This window comes from Yersinia sp. 2466 StPb PI, assembly GCF_041538325.1.
GTDB lineage: Bacteria > Pseudomonadota > Gammaproteobacteria > Enterobacterales > Enterobacteriaceae > Yersinia > Yersinia enterocolitica_E.
This window is the reverse complement of the sequence record NZ_JAULSL010000001.1, coordinates 4068422-4094722: the sequence shown is the minus strand read 5'-3', so window position 1 is coordinate 4094722 and position 26301 is coordinate 4068422. Positions and strand designations below refer to the sequence as shown.

Here is a 26301-nt window from a genome sequence, read left to right as displayed (position 1 = left end):
TTCCCCTAAGGCCTTTGTAGCTTAACAGCGGGTCCACATACATTGTAGAGGTTGGCGGTGACCAGAGAACATGTTGTTATTGTCATTGATATGCAAAATGGGGTTTTTGCTAATCCACGTTTTGATCGTGAAGGTCGCGTCGTTCGTATTAATCAGTTGATCGACCATGCTGACCAAGTCATTTTCATACAGCATGCAGAAGATGAAATGACACAAGGGAGTGAATTGTGGCAACTGCTACCGGAATTACATTACCCGCAGAATGCTATTTCTGTTACCAAAACAGCGTGTGATTCGTTTTATCTTACCTCGCTCGACACTATTATTGCCCAGCTAGGGGCTACTCATCTGACTATTTGTGGTTGTGCCACGGATTACTGTGTTGATACCACCATCAAAATTGCCGCCAGTAAAGGGTATGCTCTGACCATCGCTTCTGATGCCCATACCACTGCGGACCGGAAATATGCCACGGCTCAGCAGCTTATCGCGCAACATAATGAGGTTTGGTCTGAGCTGTCCATTCCGGGGAACCGTATCACAGTAAAAACGACGCAGCAGATCCTCGCTGACTGGCTGGATTAAATTCCTCTGGGCATACTCGCTTAGCACTATTTTATTAGGTGATGTGTGCCCATAGTCTGATGCGATACACTAGATAAAAATGATGAGTAGGAATAAGTAAACACCATCCAGATTACGTCTACGGTACTGATGATTTGGTAAGGTTCGCTGATATTATTCTTTTCTCTTATCACCCATCCATGTTTTTTTATCTTTAAAATAGAGAAATATCAAGAATTAATCTTGTGTTCATAGAACACGAATGGCGTATTTTATATAAGATTAATGGGACTATGCATTGTAATTAAAGTAATGTAATTCCTAATTCCTTGTAGGATTATTCTCTTTCTTTGTGTGATAAATCTTTTTTTGATGATAATCAATAAAAAATATACATCTGTAAATTGAAGTCTAGTTGGTGATTGATTTTGATATTTTTCTTAAGTTAGATTTAAATGCTGACTTTTTCTTTAGATGTAGTTTTTTATTCCGATAAAAATAACCATTTCAATATATTTTCTTATGGGACAAATCTTGTTCTATTTTTTAAATATACGTATAAATAAAGACATATAGATAAGGTATGTTGGATGTTAACTTTATTTTAGTCTTTAGATGGCTGGATTTAAAACGAAGCACCTTGGGTGTGTTCGCCGACTGATAGCCTGGGACTCTCTCTCCTCTAAACGAAAATCGCTTACTTATTGAATCATTAGTTTATGACGTTTTCCTCTTTCGTCTGATTTGTAAGGTGCGATGCCATCAATACACTTTCAATAAGATTTTAATCTTTTAAGGATATATATGAACGCAATTTTTAAAGTTATTTGGAATATATCCTTGAGTATATGGGTTGCGGTCGGTGAGTTTGCCAAGGGAAAACAAAAATCAAAAACTACCCAGCGAGGCTCCACAGCCACACCTTTACTTGAGAAATCAGGTAAACATCTTTCTCCTAAAATAGCTATTGTAGCCGCCGCCGTGATGGGGGTGTTTGGTATTCAACCTGCTTTTGCTATCAGTGTCGGCGATTGTGCTGCTATGGGCACAAACTGCGTGACGGTATCAACCGCGGCAGGTTTAGTCGCTGCATTAAGTAGTGCGGGGGCGGGAAGTACTGCCACCACGATCCTATTGACAGCAGATATCAATCTTGCAGCCGCATATGCTGGGGGGATCACAGTAAACCAAGCCGCAAATGCCCGGCAAAATCTGGTGATTGATGGTGGTGGCTATAACTTAAACTACGCGAACTATGCTTTCCTCATGGCGGCAGGAACCACAAACAATGCCGCCTGGAGTTCGCAAAATGCAACGTTCCAACTCGTCAACTTTGGCGACATTACGTCAACGCTTGCGATCACAAGCGGCATAGTTTCCCGACTGGTGTATGTACAAGACGACACGACTCGGTTAGACGTCACTTTGGATAACATCAAGTCAGTACCCAATGGAAAACTGGTTGCGATGGGTGTTGATAGCGCTGCGGTCGCACCCAATAAGATCGGTAGAGTGATATTCGGCAATATTACCCAGCCTATTACCTTAAATTTTGGCACTTATAGACAATCAGTTTTAGGCAGTAATATTACATTTACGGGACATTTCAACTTAACAGGGATAACAAGCCCTGATTATCCGGCGGTATTCTGGAGTAATGATACAGCAGCGAATAGCGTGCTTCATTTTGCCAATGGTGCCGATGTTAATATTACGGGCACGCGGCTCACTAATGGACCCGGTGTTGTTGGTGTTGGCGTGGCCTCGTATAACTATATGATTGATGATGGTGCCAAATTAACCCTGACTATCGATAGCCAAAACCCGTTAGGGGTGGCTAACTATGGTGTACAGATAGGTTCTTATAATCCGGTTACCGGATTATTTGGTTCCGGTGCAGTGATTAACATGAATAACTTGGCGGGTGATGTCATCAGTAATGCCCCCAGTACGACAACAACTTCATATATTTACAATGGTCCGGCCTCGCCTAATGATGTTATCTACAATCTGGCCGCGGGTTCAAATCTTGTTGTTGCTGCCGGAGCGGCCAATGATGGGATTATTGCCAGCAAAACCCTTGCAGGGACGGGGAATATTTATATCCGTTCAGCGGCGACCATCTCTGATGGCACGCAAAATACCACCGCGGGTACTGGGATTAATATCAGTGCTGCCTCATCGGGCAATGTGGTCGTTCGTAATGAGGCTGAGGGTACTATCAGAAAAGCAACCGGTATCAGTGTCACTGATACCGGTAGTGGGACGGTTAATGTCACTAACGCGGGCACGATCAACAGTACTACTGCCGGGATAGTCCTTACCCATAATGGCAGTGGCACGGCTAGTTTGACCAACAGTGGTTCGATTACTAGCACCACGGCGGGGATTGCAGTTTCAGCTGCCACGGCACAAACAATCAATATTGATAATACTGGTGGCACAGTGAGTGCCAGTGTTGGAACAGGTATTAATGTTCTAACCAATGCGTTGCTAAATATGGTCGGTGGGGCGATTACCACGACGGGTGCGGCGAATGCTTTAACTTTTGCTGGCACTAGCAATAGCCATGTTTTGACTGACTTGATTCTTAATCTGAATGGTACCGGTGCCGCTTTCTCAAAGGCGGCGGGTGTTAATCTGGCATTAAACCATATCATCTTCAACACGGTGACGGGCACTGCGCTAAATAGCCTGGCCGGTCTGACATTTGCCAACAGTGTTAATGGCAATAATATTATTAATGTGACAGGTGCGGGGACCGGGATAAATTCTGTTGGTGGGGGTCGATCTCAGTAATGCGTATTTGGACATTAATGTGACCGACAGTGCTGGCACCGGGCTGCAAGTAGCCGATGGTGCAGTAACGGCGACCACTATTGGTGCGAATACCCTGATCAATGCAACGGGTGCAACGGCGATTAATTTCGCAGGCACCACTGCAAAGACATTGAATAATAACGGGACGATTAATGGTGCGGTGACATTTGCCGGAACAGCGGCAAATATAATCAATAATAACTCGATATTGAATGGATCATTAACCACAGGTTCCGGCAGCGATACATTAGCTCTTGGTAGCACATCGCAAAGTAATGGTGCGATTAATCTGGGTGACGGGAATAACAATGTCACTATCGAGAATGGCGCACAGGTATCCTCCATTACAACAGGCACAGGCGACGATACTTTTACTCTTAATAATATGACGCTGGGGAGCACTTATTTAGGTGCTCTAAATGCCGGTAGTGGCTCAAATACCCTGAACTTCAATAACTCATTTGATTCTCTGGCGAGTGGTACGTCGTTACAGGGCTTTACTAATATCAATCTTATCGATAGCCAAATTACCCTGAATTCTGACGATAACGTCGGTAGCGGGGCAATTAATATCAGCGCGAGTAGCGAGTTACTTTTTGGCAGCACATTCAATAGCACACTGAACGCCTCATTAGGCCATGTTGCCGGCGGGGATGGTTTAGCCATTGTTGATAACGGTGCTAATGTTTCGTTGAGCCAGGCCAGTACTTTTGCTGGCGATTGGCAAGTGAATCAGAGCGGTACTCTAACAGTCAGCAACAGCAATCAGTTGGGGACGAGTAACCTTTCACTGGATGGCACACTGAATTTGAATGGTGTGGCTACGTATAACAACTCCCTGTTGGGAACCGGTTTATTAAATATTGATACCGCGAATAACACCTTCAATTTTGGTGCTAATACAGGCACGGGATTCGCCGGTACGATTGATATGAAAAACACTGTTTTCACCCTGAGTGGTGATAATACAGCCGCATTGAGCAATGCCTCCTTTATTGCGTCTGCGGGGGCTCTGGTTGCGGTGGATAATAGCAATCAGGCGATAGGTAATTTTATTCTCAACGGCGGTACCTCTGCATTTTCTAATGGCAGTTTAATTACTGCCGACACGTTGGCGGTAACAAACGACAGCAATATCAGAGTCGATCCGGCCATGAGTACCGCCGGAAACATACTCGATCAAGACACTGGCAGCTCAGTCAAATTAATTGACAGTAGCAATACCCTATCAGCAACAGATTTGGCGCGACTGACACTCATGGATTTGTCGGGTGCGAGTTTAGGTCCTGATACTTCAATGAGTGTTATTCAGGGGGCGAATACGGTAGCACAAGCCCTTTATAACTATACCTTATCCGGCGTCGGTAGCGGCTTGAGCATAACCTCTGTGCTGACTCGGTTGGCAATAATCTCCGGGCAGACATTAACGCTGACGTCACAGGGCGCATTGGATACCAATAAACTGCTGACTGCTCAACTGACTGGTAGCGGTAATTTAGCTATTGGCGCGGATAACAGCGAAATGACGCTGAACAATGCCACGAACGATTACACCGGTAGCACATTGGTGAATGGCGGCATCTTGAATCTGGGCAGCGATAATGCGCTGGGACAGACCTCTGGATTAACAACCGCGGCGGGTACTAATACTAATATCAATGGTCACAGCCAGACTGTCGGCGCACTGACCAATGCTGGTACGGTAACGTTGGGCACGGGTGGGGTGCTGAACAGCGGCGTGCTGTCCAACAGCAGTATCCTTGATATCACTGGCGGGACACTGAATCTGGCGGCGGGCGGAGTATCAACGGCGACCGGCGGTTTGACTGGTGCGGGTACTCTGAACATCAACGGCGGTGACTTGGCGGTCAGTGGTGCCAACAGCGGCTTAAGCGGCCAGACCCTGATTGCGTCGGGCGCGTCGGCAACCCTGAACGGGGCCGGTACACTGGGCAGCAGTACCATTAATGTGCTGGGTGATTTAAACCTGAACGGGGCCAATGCGGCACTGGCCAATGTGCTGAGCGGCACGGGCGACATCAATACCAACGCTGCGGTGACCCTGACCGGCACTAACAGCTTTAGCGGCGCACACCATATCGGTGCTGCCGGTACGTTGAGCGTCGGTCAAGTCAGTAATCTCGGTGCTTCAACCGCTACTGTGAATCTGGATACCGCCACCTCCAATCTGGTGCTAAACGGTCTTAGCGGCGCGGTTGCCAATGCTCTCAGCGGCGTGGCGGATTCGACTGTTGATATCAACAATGGTGCGAATGTGTCGCTGACCGGCAATAACAGTGGCTTCCTCGGTCAGTATGCGCTGGCGGACAGCAGTAAATTGACGGTGGCCTCAACCAATAATTTGGGGGCTGCTTCCTCTGTGGCCCTGGCGGGTGCACAGGATATTCTGGCGCTGAGCGGCTTTAACGGCATCTTTGGTAATACGGTCACCGGCAGCGGTATCTTGCAGGTCACCGACAGCAGTGATGTGACCCTGAATAACACCAACAGTGTGGACAATGCGGTCACGGTGGATATCACGGATGCCACCTTGAATCTGGCTGATATCGCGCTGTTTGACCATGCACTGACCGGCACTGGCACGCTGAACATTGATACTGCCAATAACATTTTCAATTTTGGTGTTAATACTGGCACGGCATTCGCCGGTACGATTGATATGGAAAACACTGTTTTTGCCCTGAGTGGCGATAATACCAGCACATTGGGCAATGCGTTGTTTGTGGCCTCTGGCGGTACGTTGATGACCGTAGGCAGTGGCAATCAGATACTGGGTAACTTTACCCTAAATGGTGCGACGACAGTATTTGGCTCTGGCAGCTTAATCGTCACTGACACGTTGGCGGTGACGAATAGCAGTATCATCCAAGTTGATCCGGCTCTCACCACTGGCGGGAATTTACTTGATCAGGACACTGGCAGTTCAGCCCAATTAATCAGCAGTAATAATACGCTCTCTACACCTGAGTTGGCGCTCCTGACATTACAAGACAGTTTGGGTAATAGCCTGGGTAATGGCACAACTGAAGATATTACTCAGGGGAGCAATATAGTTGCTGAGGCACTTTATAACTACGGATTATCGGGCAATGGCGGTGGCTTAAGTGTGACGTCAAGTCTGACTCAGTTGACGTTACTTTCCGGCCAAAGTTTGACGCTGACGTCACAGGGCGCGGTGAATGCTGATCACACCTTGCTGGCGAAAGTGACTGGTACGGGTAATTTAGCTATTGGCGCGGATAACAGCGAAATGACGCTGAACAATGCCACGAACGATTACACCGGTAGCACATTGGTGAATGGCGGTATCTTGAATCTGGGCAGCGATAATGCGCTGGGACAGACCTCTGGATTAACAACCGCGGCGGGTACTAATACTAATATCAACGGTCACACTCAAACCGTGGGCGCACTGACCAATGCTGGTACGGTAACGTTGGGCACGGGCGGGGTGCTGAACAGCGGCGTGCTGTCCAACAGCAATAGCCTGAATATTGCGGGCGGGACACTGAATCTGGCGGCGGGCGGAGTATCAACCGCGACCGGCGGTTTGACTGGTGCGGGTACTCTGAACATCAACGGCGGTGACTTGGCGGTCAGTGGTGCTAACAGCGGCTTAAGCGGCCAGACCCTGATTGCGTCGGGCGCGTCGGCAACCCTGAACGGGGCCGGTACGCTGGGCAGCAGTGCCATTAATGTGCTGGGTGATTTAAACCTGAACGGGGCCAATGCGGCACTGGCCAATGTGTTGAGCGGCACGGGCGACATCAATACCAACGCTGCCATCACCCTGACTGGCACGAATAGCTTTAGCGGCGCACACCATATCGGTGCTGCCGGTACGTTGAGCGTCGGTCAAGCCAGTAATCTCGGCGCTTCAACCGCTACTGTGAATCTGGATACCGCCACTTCCCATCTGGTGCTGAACGGCCTTAGCGGCGCGGTTGCCAATGCTCTCAGCGGCGTGACGGATTCGACTGTTGATATCAACAATGGTGCGAATGTGTCGCTGACCGGCAATAACAGTGGCTTCCTCGGTCAGTATGTGCTGGCGGACAGCAGTAAATTGACGGTGGCCTCAACCAATAATTTGGGGGCTGCTTCCTCTGTGGCCCTGGCGGGCGCACAGGATATTCTGGCGCTGAGCGGCTTTAACGGCATCTTTGGTAATACGGTCACCGGCAGCGGTATCTTGCAGGTCACCGACAGCAGTGATGTGACCCTGAATAACACCAACAGTGTGGACAATGCCGTCACGGTGGATATCACGGATGCCACCTTGAATCTGGCTGATATCGCGCTGTTTGACCATGCACTGACCGGCAACGGCACACTGAATGTGGCGAAGAATGATGCCAGCACGGCATTTGATTTCGGCTCTTCAGTGGGCGGCGCATTCAGTGGCATTGTGAACCTGACCAACTCGACCTTTGCGTTAAACGCGGGCAACACAGCCGCGCTGGCAAATGCCACACTGAAACTCTCAGCCAATAACGTGACCACCGTTGGTACGGATGATCGCACGTTGCACGGCTTGGATCTGAGTGGCGGCACCCTGATTTTTGACGGGGCAGCGCCGCAGTCACAGGCCAGCGGTGTGGTGACGGTCACTGATCTGGCGCTGAACAGCGGCACCATCAGCGTGACGGGCACTGACAGTTGGACTAACCAGAATCCGGTGCTGGCACCGAATCTGTCGATCCTCGATCAGGATCGGGGCGATATTATGCTGGCGCTGATTAATGCCGGTACGGTGAGTGGGGCGGCCAGCGGTCTTAATCTGATGATCAACGGTACGACGGTCACCGACACCGCGCAAGGCGTGGTCTCTGCCATCTTGCAGGGCGGGACGACGGTAGCGAATGCCACCCATAATTACGGTCTGACCAGCAGCGACGGCAGCGGTGGTAATGGTTTGTATGTCAATTACAGCCTGAGCGCGCTGGAACTGTTAACGGACGGTGCCGATGCCTTGTTGCTGGCAACAGACAGCAGCGCGACCTCGAATAAAGAGCTGAATGCACTGGTATCAGGGGTGGGTGGTTTGCAGGTGGATGCCACCAATGGGGCGCTGACGCTGGCCAACGGCAGTAACAGCTATCAGGGCACGACCACGGTCAATGCCGGTGAGCTGATCCTGGGGGCTAACGGTGCCTTTGGTCAGACGTCATTACTGGATATCGCCAGCGGTGCCAGCGCCAACATCAACGGTCACACTCAAACCGTGGGCGCACTGACCAATGCTGGTACGGTAACGTTGGGCACGGGCGGGGTGCTGAGCAGCGGCGTGCTGACCAACAGCAATAGCCTGAATATTGCGGGTGGGACACTGAATCTGGCGGCGGGCGGAGTATCAACGGCGACCGGCGGTTTGACTGGTGCGGGTACTCTGAACATCAACGGCGGTGACTTGGCAGTCAGTGGTGCTAACAGCGGCTTAAGCGGCCAGACCCTGATTGCGTCGGGCGCGTCGGCAACCCTGAACGGGGCCGGTACACTGGGCAGCAGTGCCATTAATGTGCTGGGTGATTTAAACCTGAACGGGGCCAATGCGGCACTGGCCAATGTGCTGAGCGGCACGGGCGACATCAATACCAACGCTGCGGTGACCCTGACCGGCACTAACAGCTTTAGCGGCGCACACCATATCGGTGCTGCCGGTACGTTGAGCGTCGGTCAAGCCAGTAATCTCGGTGCTTCAACCGCTACTGTGAATCTGGATACCGCCACCTCCAATCTGGTGCTAAACGGTCTTAGCGGCGCGGTTGCCAATGCTCTCAGCGGCGTGGCGGATTCGACTGTTGATATCAACAATGGTGCGAATGTGTCGCTGACCGGCAATAACAGTGGCTTCCTCGGTCAGTATGCGCTGGCGGACAGCAGTAAATTGACGGTGGCCTCAACCAATAATTTGGGGGCTGCTTCCTCTGTGGCCCTGGCGGGCGCACAGGATATTCTGGCGCTGAGCGGCTTTAACGGCATCTTTGGCAATACGGTCACCGGCAGCGGTATCTTGCAGGTCACCGGCGGCAGTGATGTGACCCTGAATAACACCAACAGTGTGGACAATGCGGTCACGGTGGATATCACGGATGCCACCTTGAATCTGGCTGATATCGCGCTGTTTGACCATGCACTGACCGGCAGCGGCACACTGAATGTGGCGAAGAATGATGCCAGCACGGCATTTGATTTCGGCTCTTCAGTGGGCGGCGCATTCAGTGGCATTGTGAACCTGACCAACTCGACCTTTGCGTTAAACGCGGGCAACACAGCCGCGCTGGCAAATGCCACACTGAAACTCTCAGCCAATAACGTGACCACCGTTGGTACGGATGATCGCACGTTGCACGGCTTGGATCTGAGTGGCGGCACCCTGATTTTTGACGGGGCAGCGCCGCAGTCACAGGCCAGCGGTGTGGTGACGGTCACTGATCTGGCGCTGAACAGCGGCACCATCAGCGTGACGGGCACTGACAGTTGGACTAACCAGAATCCGGTGCTGGCACCGAATCTGTCGATCCTCGATCAGGATCGGGGCGATATTATGCTGGCGCTGATTAATGCCGGTACGGTGAGTGGGGCGGCCAGCGGTCTTAATCTGATGATCAACGGTACGACGGTCACGGACACCGCGCAAGGCGTGGTCTCTGCCATCTTGCAGGGCGGGACAACGGTAGCGAATGCCACCCATAATTACGGTCTGACCAGCAGCAACGGCAGCGGTGGTAATGGTTTGTATGTCAATTACAGCCTGAGCGCGCTGGAACTGTTAACGGACGGTGCCGATGCTTTGTTGCTGGCAACAGACAGCAGCGCGACCTCGAATAAAGAGCTGAATGCACTGGTATCAGGGGTGGGTGGTTTGCAGGTGGATGCCACCAATGGGGCGCTGACGCTGGCCAACGGCAGTAACAGCTATCAGGGCACGACCACGGTCAATGCCGGTGAGCTGATCCTGGGGGCTAACGGTGCCTTTGGTCAGACGTCATTACTGGATATCGCCAGCGGTGCCAGCGCCAACATCAACGGTCACACTCAAACCGTGGGCGCACTGACCAATGCTGGTACGGTAACGTTGGGTACGGGCGGCGTACTGAGTAGTACAGGGGCGCTGACCAACAGCAATAGCCTGAATATTGCGGGCGGCACACTGAACCTGGCGGCGGGCGGAGTATCAACCGCGACCGGCGGTTTGACTGGTGCGGGTACTCTGAACATCAACGGCGGTGACTTGGCAGTCAGTGGTGCTAACAGCGGCTTAAGCGGCCAGACCCTGATTGCGTCGGGCGCGTCGGCAACCCTGAACGGGGCCGGTACACTGGGCAGCAGTGCCATTAATGTGCTGGGTGATTTAAACCTGAACGGGGCCAATGCGGCACTGGCCAATGTGCTGAGTGGCACGGGCGACATCAATACCAACGCTGCGGTGACCCTGACCGGCACGAATAGCTTTAGCGGCGCACACCATATCGGTGCCACAGGGGCATTAACGGTAACGCAGGCCAGTAATCTCGGCGCTTCAACCGCTACTGTGAATCTGGATACCGCCACCTCCAATCTGGTGCTGAACGGCCTTAGCGGCGCGGTTGCCAATGCTCTCAGCGGCGTGGCGGATTCAACTGTTGATATCAACAATGGTGCGAATGTGTCGCTGACCGGCAATAACAGTGGCTTCCTCGGTCAGTATGCGCTGGCGGACAGCAGTAAATTGACGGTGGCCTCAACCAATAATCTGGGGGCTGCTTCCTCTGTGGCCCTGGCGGGCGCACAGGATATTCTGGCGCTGAGCGGCTTTAACGGCATCTTTGGCAATACGGTCACCGGCAGCGGTATCTTGCAGGTCACCGACAGCAGTGATGTGACCCTGAATAACACCAACAGTGTGGACAATGCGGTCACGGTGGATATCACGGATGCCACCTTGAATCTGGCTGATATCGCGCTGTTTGACCATGCACTGACCGGCAGCGGCACACTGAATGTGGCGAAGAATGATGCCAGCACGGCATTTGATTTCGGCTCTTCAGTGGGCGGTGCGTTCAGCGGCATTGTGAATTTGCAAAATACCATTTTCAATATCGATGGTTTGAATACAACAGCGTTGACGAATTCCACACTGAAATTATCCAGCGGCAGTCTGGCCTCCGTGGCCGACGGTGTACAGAATATCGGTGGGCTGGCGCTCAATGGCGGTACGTTGCTGTTTAATAATCTGGTGGATAACTCAGGTATCATCAGCTCCTTAGGAACCCTCACGGCGAATAATATCGATACCACCGGTGGCGGTGAGGTTCGGGTTAATTTACCAGCGAATGTCACACCAGATCTTGGCGGTTTGTCGGTGATGCAACTGGATGAAGGGGAGATCATTGTGACCTTGGCCTCCGGCGCTGCGACCGGAACCGGGCATGAGCTGACGTTATCTGATGCACTTGGTGACCCGTTAAGTGCGACCGTTTATCAGTCTATTTCTAACCCTGGTGCACTCTCACCGGCGGCACTGGGTTCGTTTAATTACGGCATGACCACCGGGACCGGTTTTGATGGGTTGTACGTCAATTATGGGCTGAAGGCGTTGGAGTTGCAGAGCACAGGTAATGACGCGCTGATATTAACGGCAACCTTGGCAAACAATGGTACACAGGCTAATGATCTCTCCGCTCAGGTGACGGGCAGTGGCGACCTGGCCTTTGTTTCCGCTAATGACGGCAGCATTGCATCGTTATCGAATTCGACCAACAGCTATACCGGCGCGACATGGGTGCGTGCAGGCAATGTCCGTCTGGCTGCGGATTCAGCACTGGGGCAAACTTCTCTGCTGGCGATGAGCACGGCGACGAATGTGGATCTCAACGGGACTCAGCAGACGGTGGGTCAGTTAGCCACTGAAACCGGCAGTACATTGGACTTCAATAGCGGCAAGTTAACCGTCACTAATGGCGGGCAGGTTGATGGCGTATTGACGGGCGTTGGTGAGCTGGATCTGGCCGGCGGTTTACTGAGTATCACTCAAGCTAATAGTGGTTTTACTGGCAGCACTGACATTGCCAGTGGCGCGACAGCACATCTGTATCAGGTCCAAGGGCTAGGCTCGGGAGCGATTAACAATAACGGCCTGCTTAATCTGGATAATACCAGCGGGGAGCTGCTGAACGCGTTGGCGGGTAGCGGCAACGTCCAACTTTCCAACAGTGCCAATGTCCAACTGGCCGCAGACAATAGTGGCTATTCGGGCTTATTTACCACTGACGCAGGGACGGTGTTGACCGCCAATAATGCAGGCAATCTGGGGAGCAGCAGTGTTGCAAACAACGGTGAGCTAATCTTGGATACGGCGTCAGTCTGGAATTTATCCAACGCGATCAGCGGTAGCGGTACATTGGTTAAACGTGGCAGCGGCACGGTAAAAATTGATAGTGGTACAGTCAGTGCCAGTTTGACGACGATTGAAAACGGTTTGCTGCAACTGGGCAGTTCAACAGCCACCTCGACCCTGACGGTGAATGAGTCACCATTGGCCCGTACATTGGTGGCCACACTGGCATCCAATGTCGTCAATCTGGTCAGTGACGTGTTGATTACTAACACCGGCTCATTAGGTGGATACGGCCAGGTGACAGGGAATGTGGAAAACCGTGGCAACCTGATTATGCCAAATGCCTTAACCGGCGGCGATTTCGGGACCTTCATTATTGATGGTAATTATACCGGCGATAACGGCACTGTGGTCTTCAATACTATTCTGGCCGGTGATTCATCAGTAACCGATCGGCTGTTGATTACTGGCAATACCGCAGGGCAAAGTTTTGTCACCGTGAACAATATTGGTGGTAATGGTGCGCGGACCTCTGAGGGCATCAAAATCATTGATGTCGGTGGCGATTCTGCCGGGCAGTTTACCCTGAATGGTCGTGCTGTGGCGGGTGCCTATGAGTACTTCTTGTATCAAGGTGGTGTTAGCTCGCCGACCGATGGTGACTGGTATCTGCGCACTCAAGCAGATGAGCGCCGCCCTGAACCGGCAAGTTATACCGCGAACCTGGCCGCGGCCAACTCAATGTTTGTAACCAGTTTGGCTGATCGCTCCGGTGAAACAGTGTATACCGATGTCTTTACGGGTGAAGAGAAAACGACCAGCCTGTGGTTACGCAATGAAGGCAGCCATAACCGTTCCCGTGATGACAGTGGCGAATTGAAAACGCAAGATAACCGATATGTGATGCAGTTGGGGGGTGATGTGGCGCAATGGAGCCGCAACACACAAGATCTGTGGCGCGTCGGGGTTATGGCGGGTTATGCCAATAGCAGCAGCTCTTCTGTGGCACAGGAAACCGGTTATCGGTCCAACGGTTCGGTAGATGGCTACAGTGTGGGGGTATATGGCACATGGTTTGCTGATAGTCAGGATAATACCGGTGCTTATGTTGACACCTGGCTGCAATACAGTTGGTTTAATAATCAGGTTGATGGACAAGATCTCACCACCGAGAAATATGACTCGAAAGGGTTCACTGCTGCGGTCGAGAGTGGCTATGCCTTCAAAGTGGGCCAGAGCGTTAACCAAAATTACTTTATTCAGCCAAAAGCTCAAGTGGTGTGGATGGGAGTGAAAGCCGATTCTCATACAGAAACCAATGGCACAGTAGTCTCCGGCGAGGGGAATAACAACATTCAAACCCGCTTGGGTGTGAAGGCCTTTATCAGCCCAATACCTACCGCTGAAAAAGCCAACGTTCCGGCATTTAAGCCATATGTTGAGGCCAATTGGGTCCATAACACCAAAGATTTTGGCACCACCCTCGATGGTATAACCGTGAAGCAAGCGGGTGCAGCCAATATTGCTGAGTTGAAATTGGGTGTCGAAGGCCAGATCAATAACAAGCTGAATCTGTGGGGTAATGTCGGCCAGCAAGTGGGTAATAATGGCTACAGCGACAGCAGTATCACGTTAGGGGTTAAATATAATTTCTAACTGAAACCAGCCGTTATAAGCCATTAACGGCACATATCATCAGGTATGTGCCGTTTTTTTATGGTTAAAGCTGTACTGAAAAATATTAATGACAGTGGTGGCTGTAGTTGATTCTTTTGGTTTTATATTTTGAATTTATTTTGTTGGCAGCTTATTAAGCTGAGTTTCCTGTATTGTACGATGCTAAATCAATATCATTATTTAAATTATGGTATTTAATATTGCATTAAATTAAATGTGTAATGAAATTAAATTGACGATTTAAGATTTTTGTTATAAAAAATTGAATATAAAAATATTATATTATTCATTAAGTTAGTTTGATCTCTTGGTTTTGTATTGACAGGGTTTATCAGTTTTTCACCCCGTTAGATATTGGCTTTGTTTTCTCCCACACCCCGCAATCACTCTCTCGCGACAGGAAGTCACGCGTATTTCTTGTCCGTTTTGGCCTCGGCCGCTTTACAGGGAAAGGACAGGATATGTCAGCTATAGAACCGCAGGAAAACCGGCAGACCGGAATACTGAATACCATCGAGCGTATCGGTAATGCGATGCCAGATATCACTATGTTATTTATTTATGCATTGGGTGTGTGCTGGGCGCTCTCCTTTGCATTGTCATTTATCAATTTCGACTATTACCACCCTCTGACGGGTGATCAGATTAAAGTGACTAATATGTTGGCACCCGTTGAGTTGGTGACCTTTATTACCACTATGGTCAAAAATTTTATCAACTTCCCACCACTGGCTATCACTATTGTGGCAACGTTAGGGATCGGGGTTGCTGAGGGCAGTGGCTTTATTCAGGTGATGCTGAAAAAGATGCTTAACGTCACGCCACAACGAATTTTGACACCCGCAGTAATATTTATCGGGGTGGTGAGTCACGTCGCATCTGACTCGGCGTATGTTATTTTGATGCCAGTGTCTGCCATGATGTTCTATGCCAGTGGTCGCCATCCGTTGGCGGGCATCGCCGCCGCTTTCGCGGGTTTGGCCGGCGGATTTTCTGCCAGTTACACGCCATCGATTATCGATCCGATCATGCAGGGCTTCACCCAAGGTGCGGCACATATAATTGACCCGAGTTATAACGTCAATGTGTTGTGTAACTATTTCCTGAGCTTTGGCAGTACCTTTGCGGTGATTTTGGTGTGTTGGTTTATTACCGAGAAAATTGTTGAGCCACGTCTGGTTAAGTCGATGCCATTAAATGACGATCTCAGCGTGCTCCACAACAGTGATGAACTGCAAAAAGTGACAGCTCAAGAGAGTAAAGCGTTTAAAAAAGCCGGGTTGACCATGTTGTTGATGCTGATTGGCCTGGCGGCTGCGCTTTACCCGGAAAATTCCTTATTGCGCTCGCCCGAGGGCAGCCTGACCCGCCCTGATGCACCGATTATGCAGGCGATAGTACCCTTGTTGTTCTTTATGTTTGCCATTCCCGGGCTGATTTATGGCTTTAGTGCCGGTACCTTCAAAAGCACCAAAGACGTTACCAGCAGCATGGAAAATATTACCCGTTCATTGGTTTCGTTTTTAGTGTTCAGCTTCTTCTGCGCCCAGTTTCTTTATTCATTCAGCCATTCCAATATCGGCACGTTGTTGGCAATCTCTGGGGCGGATTTCCTGCGCACCCTGGCAATGCCAGCCGGTTTCACTATTCTTGGGGTGATTCTGCTGTCTTGCGCCTTAGATATTATTATCACATCGGCTTCATCCAAATGGTCGATTCTGGCACCGGTATTAGTCCCGATGTTGATGGCAGTTGGTATCTCCCCTGAACTGACCCAGGCCAGTTTCCGTGTTAGCTCAACGGTGAATATCTCGACACCGATGTTTGCCTTCTATCCGTTGATCATTATGTATTGCCGTCAGTATTGCTCTAAAACCGGGGTTGGGACGCTTTGTGCCATGATGTTGCCTTATACTCTTGGGCTGACCATTGTATTAACCCTGATGCTATATCTGTTCTGGGGGTTGGGTATCCCGCTAGGATTCCAGAGTGGGTATACCTATCCGGCTGGCAGTTAATCCCCTGTTTACCTGCAATGCTGATGATATGAATTAAGTCTATAAGGAATAAGAAATGACAATGGCACTCTCAGAACAACTGACCCAACGCTTCTTCCGTTATCTGGCGGTGAGCAGCCAGAGTGATGGCGCGTCAATGACGCTACCCAGCACGGTCGGGCAGCATAAGATGGCGCAAATGTTAGCAGAAGAACTGCGCCAGTTAGGATTGGAAGATATCGTCATTGATGCCTATGCGACGGTAACTGCGCGTAAACCCGGCAACCAACCCGCCGCACCACGAATTGGTTTCATTACGCACATTGATACCGTTGATGTTGGTTTATCGCCTGATATCCACCCGCAGCGGTTGCGCTTTACCGGCAGTGATCTCTGCCTGAATCCTGAACAGGGTATCTATCTGCGCACATCAGAGCACCCGGAAATCCTTCGTTACCAAGATGAAGAAATTATTTTTGGTGATGGCACCAGCGTGTTGGGGGCGGATAATAAAGCGGCGGTCACGGTGGTGATGACGCTGTTGGAGAACCTGAGTGCCGATGATTGCCATGGGGATATCGTGGTGGCATTTGTGCCGGATGAGGAGATTGGTTTGCGCGGTGCCAAAGCGTTGGATCTGGCACGGTTTGATGTTGATTTCGCCTACACGATTGATTGTTGCGAACTGGGGGAGGTGGTATTTGAGAACTTTAACGCCGCCTCAGCCGAAATTGATATTGTTGGGGTAACGGCTCATCCTATGTCTGCCAAAAATGTGCTGATCAACCCTATCCGCGTAGCTTATGACATTATCAGTCAGTTCGACCCACAGGAAACACCGGAACATACTGAAGGGCGGGAAGGGTATGTCTGGTTTACTGATGTGGTTGCCAACCCCAATCACGCCAAACTGAAGATTGCGATTCGCGATTTTGATAATGCGTTATTCGAGGCACGCAAACAGCGAATTGGTGAGGTGGTTACACAGATTGCAGCGAAGTATCCACGAGCGAAAATCAGCCATTCAGTCACCGACGTTTACAGCAATATCAGCAACTCTATAGGTGAAGATACCCAGGCGATTGATTTGATTTTCTCTGCCATGGCCGCGTTGGATATCGAACCTAAGGTGATCCCAATGCGTGGCGGCACCGATGGTGCAGCGTTATCGACTCAGGGGTTATTGACACCAAACTATTTCACCGGAGCCCATAACTTCCATTCACCGTTTGAATTTTTGCCAATTAGCTCCTTTGTAAAATCGTATGAGTTAACCCGAACTATCTGCTTGTTTGCCGCTAAATAGCTTATCAGGGGAGGGGGTATATAGCCCCCTTCCTCAATGTAAACCCCGCTATTACCTTAATCTAATGCCTCTTCCTGCACTTCTAACACATGGTATGCGGTTGAGCAGAACAGTGAATTCAAACGTTTCATATCACCTAATAGCCCCATGTGCAGACTGCTGGTTTCAATACTCTGCACATTTTGTTGATGCAGGCGTTCAACGTGAGAGTGAGAATAGCGGCGATTTAATAAACGGAAACGATGCTTGGCACGACGTAGGCGTTTGGCGTTATTGATATCGCGGGATAAAAACACCGACATTCCTAAATCCAGATTGGCTACCAGACGGGTGTGCAGGGTATTTAACTCTTCAAACCCCTCGGCCGAAAATGGCTTACGAGCATTGAGTGACTTGGCTGCCACATCAGCAGTCATGCGGCCAATAATATCGCCGGCTTGTTGCAGATTAACCGCCGTATCAATAATTTCAGCCCAACGACGGGAATCAATCTCACCCAACTCATCCTGCTGGATTTGCGCTAAATAGAGTTTAATGGCGCTATACAGCATGTCGACTTCATCTTCCAACAAACTGACTTCATGCTTTTGCTGTTTATTCCCCTCCAGTACTTCTTTAAACCGCACGAGCATTTGCTCCAGCACATCACCCATTCGCAGGGTTTCCCGCACTGCGTTTGCTAAGGCTAACGAAGGAGTATCGATGGCGGTAATATCAAGGTAGCGCGGGGCCGAGGGTTGTAGGGTAGTTTGGTCATCGCTGACTAATCGGCTACAGATACGAGTCATCACTCCAACAAATGGCAGCATCAACAAGCAGCGCAGCAGGTTATAGAATACGTGGAAGTAAATGACGACTTCGGCGGCGGGCAAATTACGGCTAATGAGCCATTGCCCTAACATATTGACCCAAGGGAGGACTAAAATACAGCCGATCACTTTAAACAGTAGGCTGCCCAGCACCACTTGTCGGGAGATGGCATTCTGCCCACGGCTGCTGATCAGTGCCAGCAAACCACTGCCCAGATTAGAGCCAATCACAATACAGAGAGCGATATTTAGTGGAACTAAACCGGTAGCGGCCAGTGTGGCGGTCAGCAATACTGCGGCCAGACTGGAATAACTGATCATGGCGAACAGTGCGCCAATCAATAATGCCAGAATGGTATCACCGGTCAGAGATGAAAAAATGGCTTGCACGGCGGTTGCTTGCGTAATCGGCCCGGCGGCAGTGACAATCAGTTGCAGTGCCAGAATAATCAACCCGAGACCGATGCCTACCCGCCCCATCTGACCAATCCGACTTTTGCGCTGACCGAGGAAAACAATAACCCCACCCAGGATTAGCAACGGTGAGAGCCAGGAGAGATCAAATGTCAGCACCCGCGCCATCAGCGCCGTCCCGACATCTGCCCCTAACATAATTACTAAGGCCGGCGACAAGGAGATAAGCCCCTGCGATACAAATGAGATAACCAGTAACGCGGTAGCATTACTGCTCTGTACTAGCGCCGTGACACCAATACCGGCGATAAAAGCCGTGGGTTTTTTCTGAATACTGGCGCTCAGAACCCGGCGCAGATCGGCACCATAAACACGCATGATACCGGTGCGAACAATGTGTGTTCCCCACACCAGCAGGGCGACAGAAGAAAGCAGATGAAGCAGAGTCAGCATAGTTAATCTCAGTTGTGGCAAGACCCATATCGTTGAACTGCCTCAACGACGGTTGAACACACCTGAAAAGGCGGGTGGGCCTGGCTCTGTGTAAGTTAGATCCTATTTAAGTCTGTACAGTTTGAGGTTACGGCCATTTGACGATAAAACGGCCCGTTGATGGATGTTGCAGTGTTTTAACAGGGTTACCTTGTGGTGCAGGGCGACCGACATCTACACGCGGGTGAGTTAGGGGTAGATGTAAGGTCATTCCCCAGATAAAGGGGACTTGCAAGACGATATCGACACTAAACATGCCCCATTATAGCAATTTTTGCTGCCAATGACGTCAGTTGTGGGTTTTGGTAACAATACAGTGCGGCCAAGGTGCGGTTTGCCATCTGGTGGCGTGCGCTCTCTTGACCGCTTTTATGCTGTTACCCAGCCACCCGCAGCCAGGCAAATAGCAGCGCCACCATAATCACAACCACAGCCGTGGCAATCACTAAACGTTCAGCAAATAGACGTCGCATCGGTAAACTCCTCAGGCAAAACTGTAGCGTTCTGAATGATACTTCGACATAGGAACACCGATTTCATTCAGTGCAGACTCGATAGCATCCATCATGACATTGGGGCCACATATAAAATACTCGTGACTGGCATAGGGAGGGGGCAAGTGCCGTTTGAACACCTCGGCATCAATGAATCCTTTTTCCCCTGTCCAGTCTGGCGCGGGGTTCGACAACACATGAACCACGACCAAATTAAGCCGTGATTTTAATGCTTCTAACTCTTCACGAAAGGTGATCGATTCCCAATCTTTGCTGCCATAAAGTAGCAGGGCTGGCCGTTGGTCACCGCGATCAGCCAGTGTTCGCAACATACTCATCATTGGCGTTATCCCAACACCACCGGCGACCAGAACATGCATGTCTGCCGGATTTCCTAATGTGAATGCTCCATAGGGACCATCCAAATAGACCCGTTGCCCGATGGGGACTTTAGGTATGTTAGAGGTAAAATCCCCCAGATTGCGGATCGACATTTCCACGCGCCCGTCACTCACCTGTGCGCTGGATGAAAAAGAGAACGGATGGGCGGTAATGTTAAACGGGCTACCCCAAATGGTTAACCAACCGAACTGTCCGGGAGTGAAACGAAAACCGTCATGGCCATCGGGCATCATTACTAAGGTGGCGGTATCACCCCGTTCCTGCCGTACTGCTACCACGCGATAGGGGCGTCGCAATATAAACAGCGGTTTGACTATCCGCACATACAGTAGCAAACCAAACCAAAATAGAATCAGGCCAACCCAAAGTGCTCTTTTTAATGGGTCGTCGAGGTAAAACCCCCAGCCAACCATATGCATGACCCCGGCAACAACCGCCACTACGGCCAGAATAATGTGAGATAAATGCCAGATTTCATAGCGTATTTTTAGTTGAACTCGCCACAATGCGGTAATAACCAAAGCAATTAATGCATAGGTTGATAGGGCGGCAAAACGGGCTCGCCACGGCGCGTCGAAGGAGTTTAGTAGTGCCAATAACTCTGGACGAACAACAAACAGGATTAAGGGATGTGCGATAACCAGCCCGACTGCAATCAAAGAGATTCGGCGGTGGAAGTGATAGATAATATCCTCACCCCAAGGTTCGGTGACATAACGAAAACGGGCAGTCAGACCAAATTGTAGCCCCATTATTGCCAATCCGGCATAACCAAGGGCAATCGAAAACTCCGTCCAGAAATCTCGAGCTGGGGGTAATGTACCGGTTAATAATGCCAACAGAGGGGCCAGAATAAAAAAAAGGTATATCCCAACCCAAATGACACTACGCACAGCATAAGTCGACATATTGCTCACACCAGAATTATGAATAACATGCCAATAAGTATACTAAGCGAAACATAAGATAACCATTTATAAACATCACCATAACAATCTTTGCCATCATATTCCTACAGAGATTATTATTGGGTGAGATGACTCAATCTGCCAGATAATCGCATGTGAACATTAGTTTTTACGCGATAAATAGAGAAAAAATTTTAATCTATAATGATTACCTCTGTCAGCTTTTCCATCTTTTTCAACTCATCACTGCGGGCAGCGGCTAAGTTTTTGTGTGCAGCGACCTCGCATTCGCTTCGTTCTGCTGTACTGATGTTAACCGATGAGACATTTTGGGGCCCGCAGGGGAATATCGTTGAAAGCGTTTGCGGCCACTCTGCTTTTAAACAACTGTATGGTGTGTCGTTCTTCGAATACTGGTCGCAACCACAGACTCGCTCTCCTGAATATGATTTTCACACCGGGATGTCGGCGGTGGAAAACCTGGCTCTGGTACGTAGCTATCATTTCCCAGACCATGCCACCGTTGTTGATATTGCGGGAGGGTTAGGCGGATTGCTGCTAAAAGTATTACAGGCTAATACGACACTGCACGGTATTTTGTTCGATCAAGCTCCGGTGCTGGAAAGACATCGTCTTGGTGAACTGGGGGATGACTCAAGATGGAGGCTCCAGCCTGGCAGTTTCTTCGAATCATGTCCTCCGGCAGATTTTTACTTATTAAAATATATCACTCATGACTGGCCGGATGAAAAGACAACACTAATACTCCATAATTGTCGTAAGGCCATGCTTCCTAATGGAAAAGTCCTCATTATGGATACCATTATTCCTGAAGGTAATATCCCTCACTTCGGGAAAAATATGGATCTGCTCTTGATGGGGAGCTTTGACGGTGGGAGAGAACGCCCCGAAGCTGAGCTGAAAGTGATACTCGCCGGAGCCGATCTGAAACTAAACCGCATCATAAATACCGGCAGTTACGTATCGATAATAGAGGCTGTTGCGCGTTGAATATAGACCTATAAGCCTGACATTCGCCCATTTTTAGTGCTGATAAGAATAGGCGGATGAGCAGCTCTATCTACCTTGGGCAAGAGAACTGGTGGCATTGGCGTAGAAAATTCATAATTTCTCCATAATATAATCAGGTCATGATAAACATATTTAATTTGGTAACTATATTAAGTAAATACAATATCTTACGATTTTTTCTTCTGTGTATTAATCCTGCCAAATGTATCTAAGCGATCTATTAATCCTGTCAATTTATCAGAAGCTTGATGACGGAACCTGTTCATCGTATGCATAGATGGGTATCATTCCGACATTAGTAATGCAAATCATTAGCGTTAGCACTCAAGGATATTTACATCCCCACTTTTCAGGAGAGAAAATGCAATTACGTCTAGCTTTATTTTCGTCATTACTGGCCGCAACTGTTGCGATGACAGGGTGTGATGATTCATCTGCCGCGCCAGAAGAATCAGCCAAAATCAGTATTGAGCATGCGCAAGGAACCACTCAGGTTCCACTAAACCCGCAAAAAGTCATCATACTGAACCCATCCGTGCTCGATACTGCCGATGCCCTGAACATTAAGGTGGCAGGTGTCCCGCAAACCAGTACTCATCTACCCGCATTTTTATCCAAATACAGCGGCACTGAATACCTGAATGCTGGCACATTATTCGAACCCGATTACGAGGCGTTAAGTCAGGCTAAACCTGACCTGATCATTGCCGGTGGCCGTGCTCATGATGCTTATGACAAACTTAGCGCTATCGCACCGACTATCGCACTTGATGTCGATACCAAGCACTTTACCCAGAGTCTGACTCAGCGTACTGAGCAACTGGCCTCTATCTTTGGTAAAGAAGAAGAAGCGAAGGCACTGCTGGGCAAATTCTCATCTCAGATAAACGAGATAAAGCAAAAATCAGCTAATGCCGGATCAGCCATGGTAGTGATGGTCAGCGGCGGGAAAATGTCGGCCTACACGCCGGGTTCCCGTTTCGGTTTTGTGTTTGATGAGTTAGGTTTCACCCCTGCGGCCACTTTCGAACAAACGGGTAGTCATGGGAATGTAGTGACCTCTGAATTTATTCTCAATGCTAATCCTGAGTGGTTGTTTGTACTGGATAGAGACAATGCCATTGGGCGTACTGAAGGCCAATCGGCACAACAGATTCTTGATAACCCACTGATCCATAAAACCAAAGCATGGCAGAATGATCAGGTTATCTATCTCGACTCTTCCTCGCTCTATATTGCCGGTGGCGTACAGAGTTATACAAAACTGATGGATAAGGTCAGTGCTGTGTTGGATAAATCAGCGCCAGCGCAGTAATTCTCACTGATGAAGAATCTTAGCTTTCTAGTTGGCCTGGTTATTTTACTGGGCCTGATGATCTGTAGCCTGTTTATCGGTGCCGGCCATGTCACTTTTGCCGATGTCTGGTCGGATCCCGATATGCGCGACATCTTTATACTTAGCCGGGTGCCACGAACGTTGGCATTAGTCCTTGCTGGCAGCGCCATGAGTGTTGCTGGCCTCATCATGCAGATGCTGACGCAGAACCGTTTTGTCGAACCTTCTATTGCGGGTACGACCCAGTCCGCCAGCCTTGGTTTATTGTTGGTCATGGTTTTCAGTCCATCAGCTCCGGTGATGGTGAAAATGTTGGTGGCTACGGTATTCGCGATGGGGGGGACGGCACTTTTTATGATGTTGTTGGCGCGAATGCGGATGAAATCAGCGCTGATGGTGCCGCTGACCGGCATTATGCTGGGGGCGGTATTTAGTGCAGTAACAACCTTTGTGGCGATGGAGTTTGATCTCCTGCAATCGTTGGGCAGTTGGGAGTCTGGTGATTTCTCGGGTGTCTTGCAGGGTCGCTATGAGTTGTTGTGGATAGTGGGAGCCTTAACGCTGATTGCCTGCCTAATCGCTGATCGTTTTACCGTGGCAGGCATGGGGCGGGATTTCTCGGTCAATGTTGGGCTAAATTATCAACGCGTTATGCTGACGGGAATGTCTATTATAGCCATCATCAGCGGCGTGGTTGTGGTCGTGATTGGCGTGCTTCCTTTTCTCGGTTTGATTGTACCCAATATTGTCAGTATGGCGATGGGAGATAACCTGCGCCGAACCATACCTTGGGTGAGTCTTTGTGGCGGTGGTCTGGTCGTGTTATGCGATATTATTGGTCGATTAATTAGCTATCCATTTGAAATCCCTGCCAGCGTTATTCTGGGCGCGATTGGTGCACTGGTTTTCCTATTATTAATTGTTAGGACAAAACGCCATGCAGGTTAATGAGTATTCATCAAAAGGGAATTGGCTTCAGGGCGCAAATCGGGCATTAAGCATACCGGCAAAGCGGTTGTTACTGTTGAGCATTATTGCAGTCGCTGCGATTGTCATCTTCATGACAATTAATCTGGGAAGCAACATCCAGTATATTCTGGTGCATCGCGGTCTTATTCTAGCCACCATGCTGTTGGTGGCCTTTGCTGCGGGAGTTGCTACTGTCTTATTCCAAACAGTAACCAATAACCGTATTTTGACGCCATCAGTGATGGGATTAGAAGCACTGTTTATTCTCATCCAGACCATGTTGGTGTTTTTTGTTGATGCCAATGGTTTCAGAGTGCTAGGTATTACGGGGAAATTTCTCTGTGAGTCGGCACTGCTGTTATTGTTCTCGGTGTTTCTTTACCGTTGGTTACTGACCGGTGTGGGGATCAATCTGCATAAGGTGCTGCTGGTTGGCTTGGTTTGTGGCACGTTGTTCCGCAGTCTATCGAGCCTGATGCAACGTCTTCTTTCGCCGGGGGAGTTTGCCATATTGCAGGGGAGGGTGTTTGCCACCTTTACCCGAGCGCCAGCAGAGATTATTGCCGTTTCTACGGGGATAGTTGTGATTGTGGGCCTTATTGTTTGGCGCATGCGCCATTGTCTCGATATTATCGCCCTTGGTCGAAATACCGCAATTAATCTCGGCGTTGCCTATCAGAAAAAGATAACCACTATTTTGCTGCTGGTCTCGCTGTTGGTCGCCATCTCTACAGCACTGGTGGGGCCGCTGACATTTTTAGGTTTGCTTATCGCTAATTTGGCTTATCCAATTGTTGGTTCATTCCGCCATCAATATTTGCTACCCGGTGTTTTTCTGCTGGGAACCATTACATTGGTTGGTGGGCAATTGATTTTGGAGCGCTTACTGAATATGTCTGGGACATTATCGGTGGTTATTGAGTTTGTCGGTGGTGTGCTGTTTATTTATCTTTTAATAAAAAAGGCTCCGGTATGATTGAAATTAATGACATTAATAAAAAATACCAGGATACAGCGGTTCTCAATAATATAAATGAGAGCATTCCTTCTGGTGGTGTTACTTCAATCATTGGACCAAACGGTGCTGGCAAATCTACGTTATTGTCGATTATGAGCCGATTGCTGGCGCCTGATATTGGTAGTGTGCTGTTTAATGGTTTGGATGTGGCGAAAACCTCTGGCGATAAACTGGCGACTATTTTGTCAGTCTTACGTCAGGAAAATCACTTCACCAGCCGCCTGACTGTAGCAGATTTGGTTGGCTTCGGGCGCTATCCCTATTCAAAAGGGCGGCTCAACGAAAATGACCGTCAGTATATTGATGCTGCGATGGAGTTTCTTAATCTGGTGCCGCTGAAGGATCGCTATCTTGATGAGCTTTCGGGGGGGCAACGGCAACGCGCCTATGTAGCAATGGTGCTTTGTCAGGATACAAAATATATCCTGCTGGATGAGCCATTAAATAATTTAGATATGAAACATTGCGTTGCGATGATGAAACAATTGCGGCGTGCCGCAGATGAATTGCACAAAACCATTATTCTCGTTATCCACGATATCAATTTTGCTTCTGCGTATTCTGACCACATTATTGCGATGAAGAATGGTGAGGTTATTTATCGAGGGGCACCCGCAGAGATTATGCAGCCCGATATTCTTGAAGAGATTTTCGATATAAAAATCCGTATCGAAAAAGTACAAGATCAGCATATCGCGGTCTATTATCGTTAAGGTGAAAAAC

The 26301-nt window shown here is 49.4% G+C and carries 13 protein-coding genes; 10 read left to right on the top strand and 3 right to left on the bottom strand.

The window, feature by feature from the left end; translation table 11 throughout:
• The first annotated feature begins 57 nt into the window (after positions 1–57).
• From Q2T72_RS18540 to pepT, 5 genes are all read left to right on the top strand, one after another.
• Complete coding sequence (locus Q2T72_RS18540) at positions 58–585, top strand: isochorismatase family protein (RefSeq protein WP_083162507.1); 528 nt, start codon at positions 58–60, stop codon at positions 583–585.
• Between the two features lie 819 nt (positions 586–1404).
• On the top strand, positions 1405–3363 hold the full coding sequence (locus Q2T72_RS18535; protein ID WP_372569637.1) for a beta strand repeat-containing protein: 1959 nt from the start codon (positions 1405–1407) through the stop codon (positions 3361–3363).
• A 19-nt stretch (positions 3364–3382) separates the two neighbouring features.
• Positions 3383–14380, top strand: coding sequence for an autotransporter outer membrane beta-barrel domain-containing protein (locus Q2T72_RS18530; RefSeq protein WP_372569636.1), 10998 nt, complete (start codon positions 3383–3385; stop codon positions 14378–14380).
• Positions 14381–14862: 482 nt separating this feature from the next.
• Positions 14863–16419: an AbgT family transporter gene (locus Q2T72_RS18525; RefSeq protein ID WP_083162511.1), complete on the top strand. Its 1557-nt coding sequence runs from the start codon at positions 14863–14865 to the stop codon at positions 16417–16419.
• 55 nt (positions 16420–16474) lie between these two features.
• The gene (pepT, locus tag Q2T72_RS18520; protein ID WP_083162513.1) at positions 16475–17704 is read left to right on the top strand and encodes a peptidase T; all 1230 of its coding nucleotides are present in this window, start codon (positions 16475–16477) and stop codon (positions 17702–17704) included.
• A gap of 56 nt (positions 17705–17760) precedes the next feature.
• Here the strand turns inward: pepT and Q2T72_RS18515 are convergent, their stop codons facing one another.
• The 3 genes from Q2T72_RS18515 to Q2T72_RS18505 form a co-directional block, all read right to left on the bottom strand.
• Positions 17761–19380, bottom strand: a complete 1620-nt coding sequence (locus tag Q2T72_RS18515) for a Na/Pi cotransporter family protein (RefSeq protein ID WP_083162515.1) — start codon at positions 19378–19380, stop codon at positions 17761–17763.
• A 127-nt stretch (positions 19381–19507) separates the two neighbouring features.
• On the bottom strand, positions 19508–19675 hold the full coding sequence (locus tag Q2T72_RS18510) for a hypothetical protein (RefSeq protein WP_193784775.1): 168 nt from the start codon (positions 19673–19675) through the stop codon (positions 19508–19510).
• Between the two features lie 228 nt (positions 19676–19903).
• The gene (locus Q2T72_RS18505) at positions 19904–21223 is read right to left on the bottom strand and encodes a ferric reductase-like transmembrane domain-containing protein (RefSeq protein ID WP_083162517.1); all 1320 of its coding nucleotides are present in this window, start codon (positions 21221–21223) and stop codon (positions 19904–19906) included.
• A 204-nt stretch (positions 21224–21427) separates the two neighbouring features.
• Here Q2T72_RS18505 and Q2T72_RS18500 point away from each other — a divergent pair, with 204 nt between their 5' ends.
• From Q2T72_RS18500 to Q2T72_RS18480, 5 genes are all read left to right on the top strand, one after another.
• Positions 21428–22234 carry a methyltransferase gene (locus Q2T72_RS18500; protein ID WP_372569635.1) on the top strand — a complete coding sequence of 269 codons (807 nt, stop codon included), beginning with the start codon at positions 21428–21430 and terminating at the stop codon, positions 22232–22234.
• A 382-nt stretch (positions 22235–22616) separates the two neighbouring features.
• Complete coding sequence (locus Q2T72_RS18495; RefSeq protein ID WP_083162521.1) at positions 22617–23570, top strand: siderophore ABC transporter substrate-binding protein; 954 nt, start codon at positions 22617–22619, stop codon at positions 23568–23570.
• A gap of 9 nt (positions 23571–23579) precedes the next feature.
• Positions 23580–24539, top strand: a complete 960-nt coding sequence (locus tag Q2T72_RS18490; RefSeq protein WP_083162523.1) for an ABC transporter permease — start codon at positions 23580–23582, stop codon at positions 24537–24539.
• A complete protein-coding gene (locus Q2T72_RS18485; protein WP_372569634.1) occupies positions 24529–25536 on the top strand; it encodes an iron chelate uptake ABC transporter family permease subunit in 1008 nt (335 codons plus the stop codon). Before Q2T72_RS18490 ends, Q2T72_RS18485 begins: the two co-directional genes overlap by 11 nt.
• Entirely contained in the window at positions 25533–26291 is a 759-nt protein-coding gene (locus Q2T72_RS18480) for an ABC transporter ATP-binding protein (protein ID WP_083162527.1), read from the top strand. The genes Q2T72_RS18485 and Q2T72_RS18480 overlap by 4 nt, the downstream gene beginning before the upstream one ends.
• Positions 26292–26301 lie beyond the last annotated feature (10 nt).

What these genes read in the sequence shown, in the direction of transcription:
- Q2T72_RS18495 (WP_083162521.1), top strand. Translation starts at nt 22,617, where the DNA reads ATGCAATTACGTCTAGCTTTATTTTCGTCATTACTGGCCGCAACTGTT.
- Q2T72_RS18525 (WP_083162511.1), top strand. Translation starts at nt 14,863, where the DNA reads ATGTCAGCTATAGAACCGCAGGAAAACCGGCAGACCGGAATACTGAAT.
- Q2T72_RS18480 (WP_083162527.1), top strand. Translation starts at nt 25,533, where the DNA reads ATGATTGAAATTAATGACATTAATAAAAAATACCAGGATACAGCGGTT.
- pepT (WP_083162513.1), top strand. Translation starts at nt 16,475, where the DNA reads ATGACAATGGCACTCTCAGAACAACTGACCCAACGCTTCTTCCGTTAT.
- Q2T72_RS18485 (WP_372569634.1), top strand. Translation starts at nt 24,529, where the DNA reads ATGCAGGTTAATGAGTATTCATCAAAAGGGAATTGGCTTCAGGGCGCA.
- Q2T72_RS18505 (WP_083162517.1), bottom strand. Translation starts at nt 21,223, where the DNA reads ATGTCGACTTATGCTGTGCGTAGTGTCATTTGGGTTGGGATATACCTT.
- Q2T72_RS18510 (WP_193784775.1), bottom strand. Translation starts at nt 19,675, where the DNA reads ATGTTTAGTGTCGATATCGTCTTGCAAGTCCCCTTTATCTGGGGAATG.
- Q2T72_RS18500 (WP_372569635.1), top strand. Translation starts at nt 21,428, where the DNA reads ATGATTACCTCTGTCAGCTTTTCCATCTTTTTCAACTCATCACTGCGG.
- Q2T72_RS18515 (WP_083162515.1), bottom strand. Translation starts at nt 19,380, where the DNA reads ATGCTGACTCTGCTTCATCTGCTTTCTTCTGTCGCCCTGCTGGTGTGG.
- Q2T72_RS18490 (WP_083162523.1), top strand. Translation starts at nt 23,580, where the DNA reads ATGAAGAATCTTAGCTTTCTAGTTGGCCTGGTTATTTTACTGGGCCTG.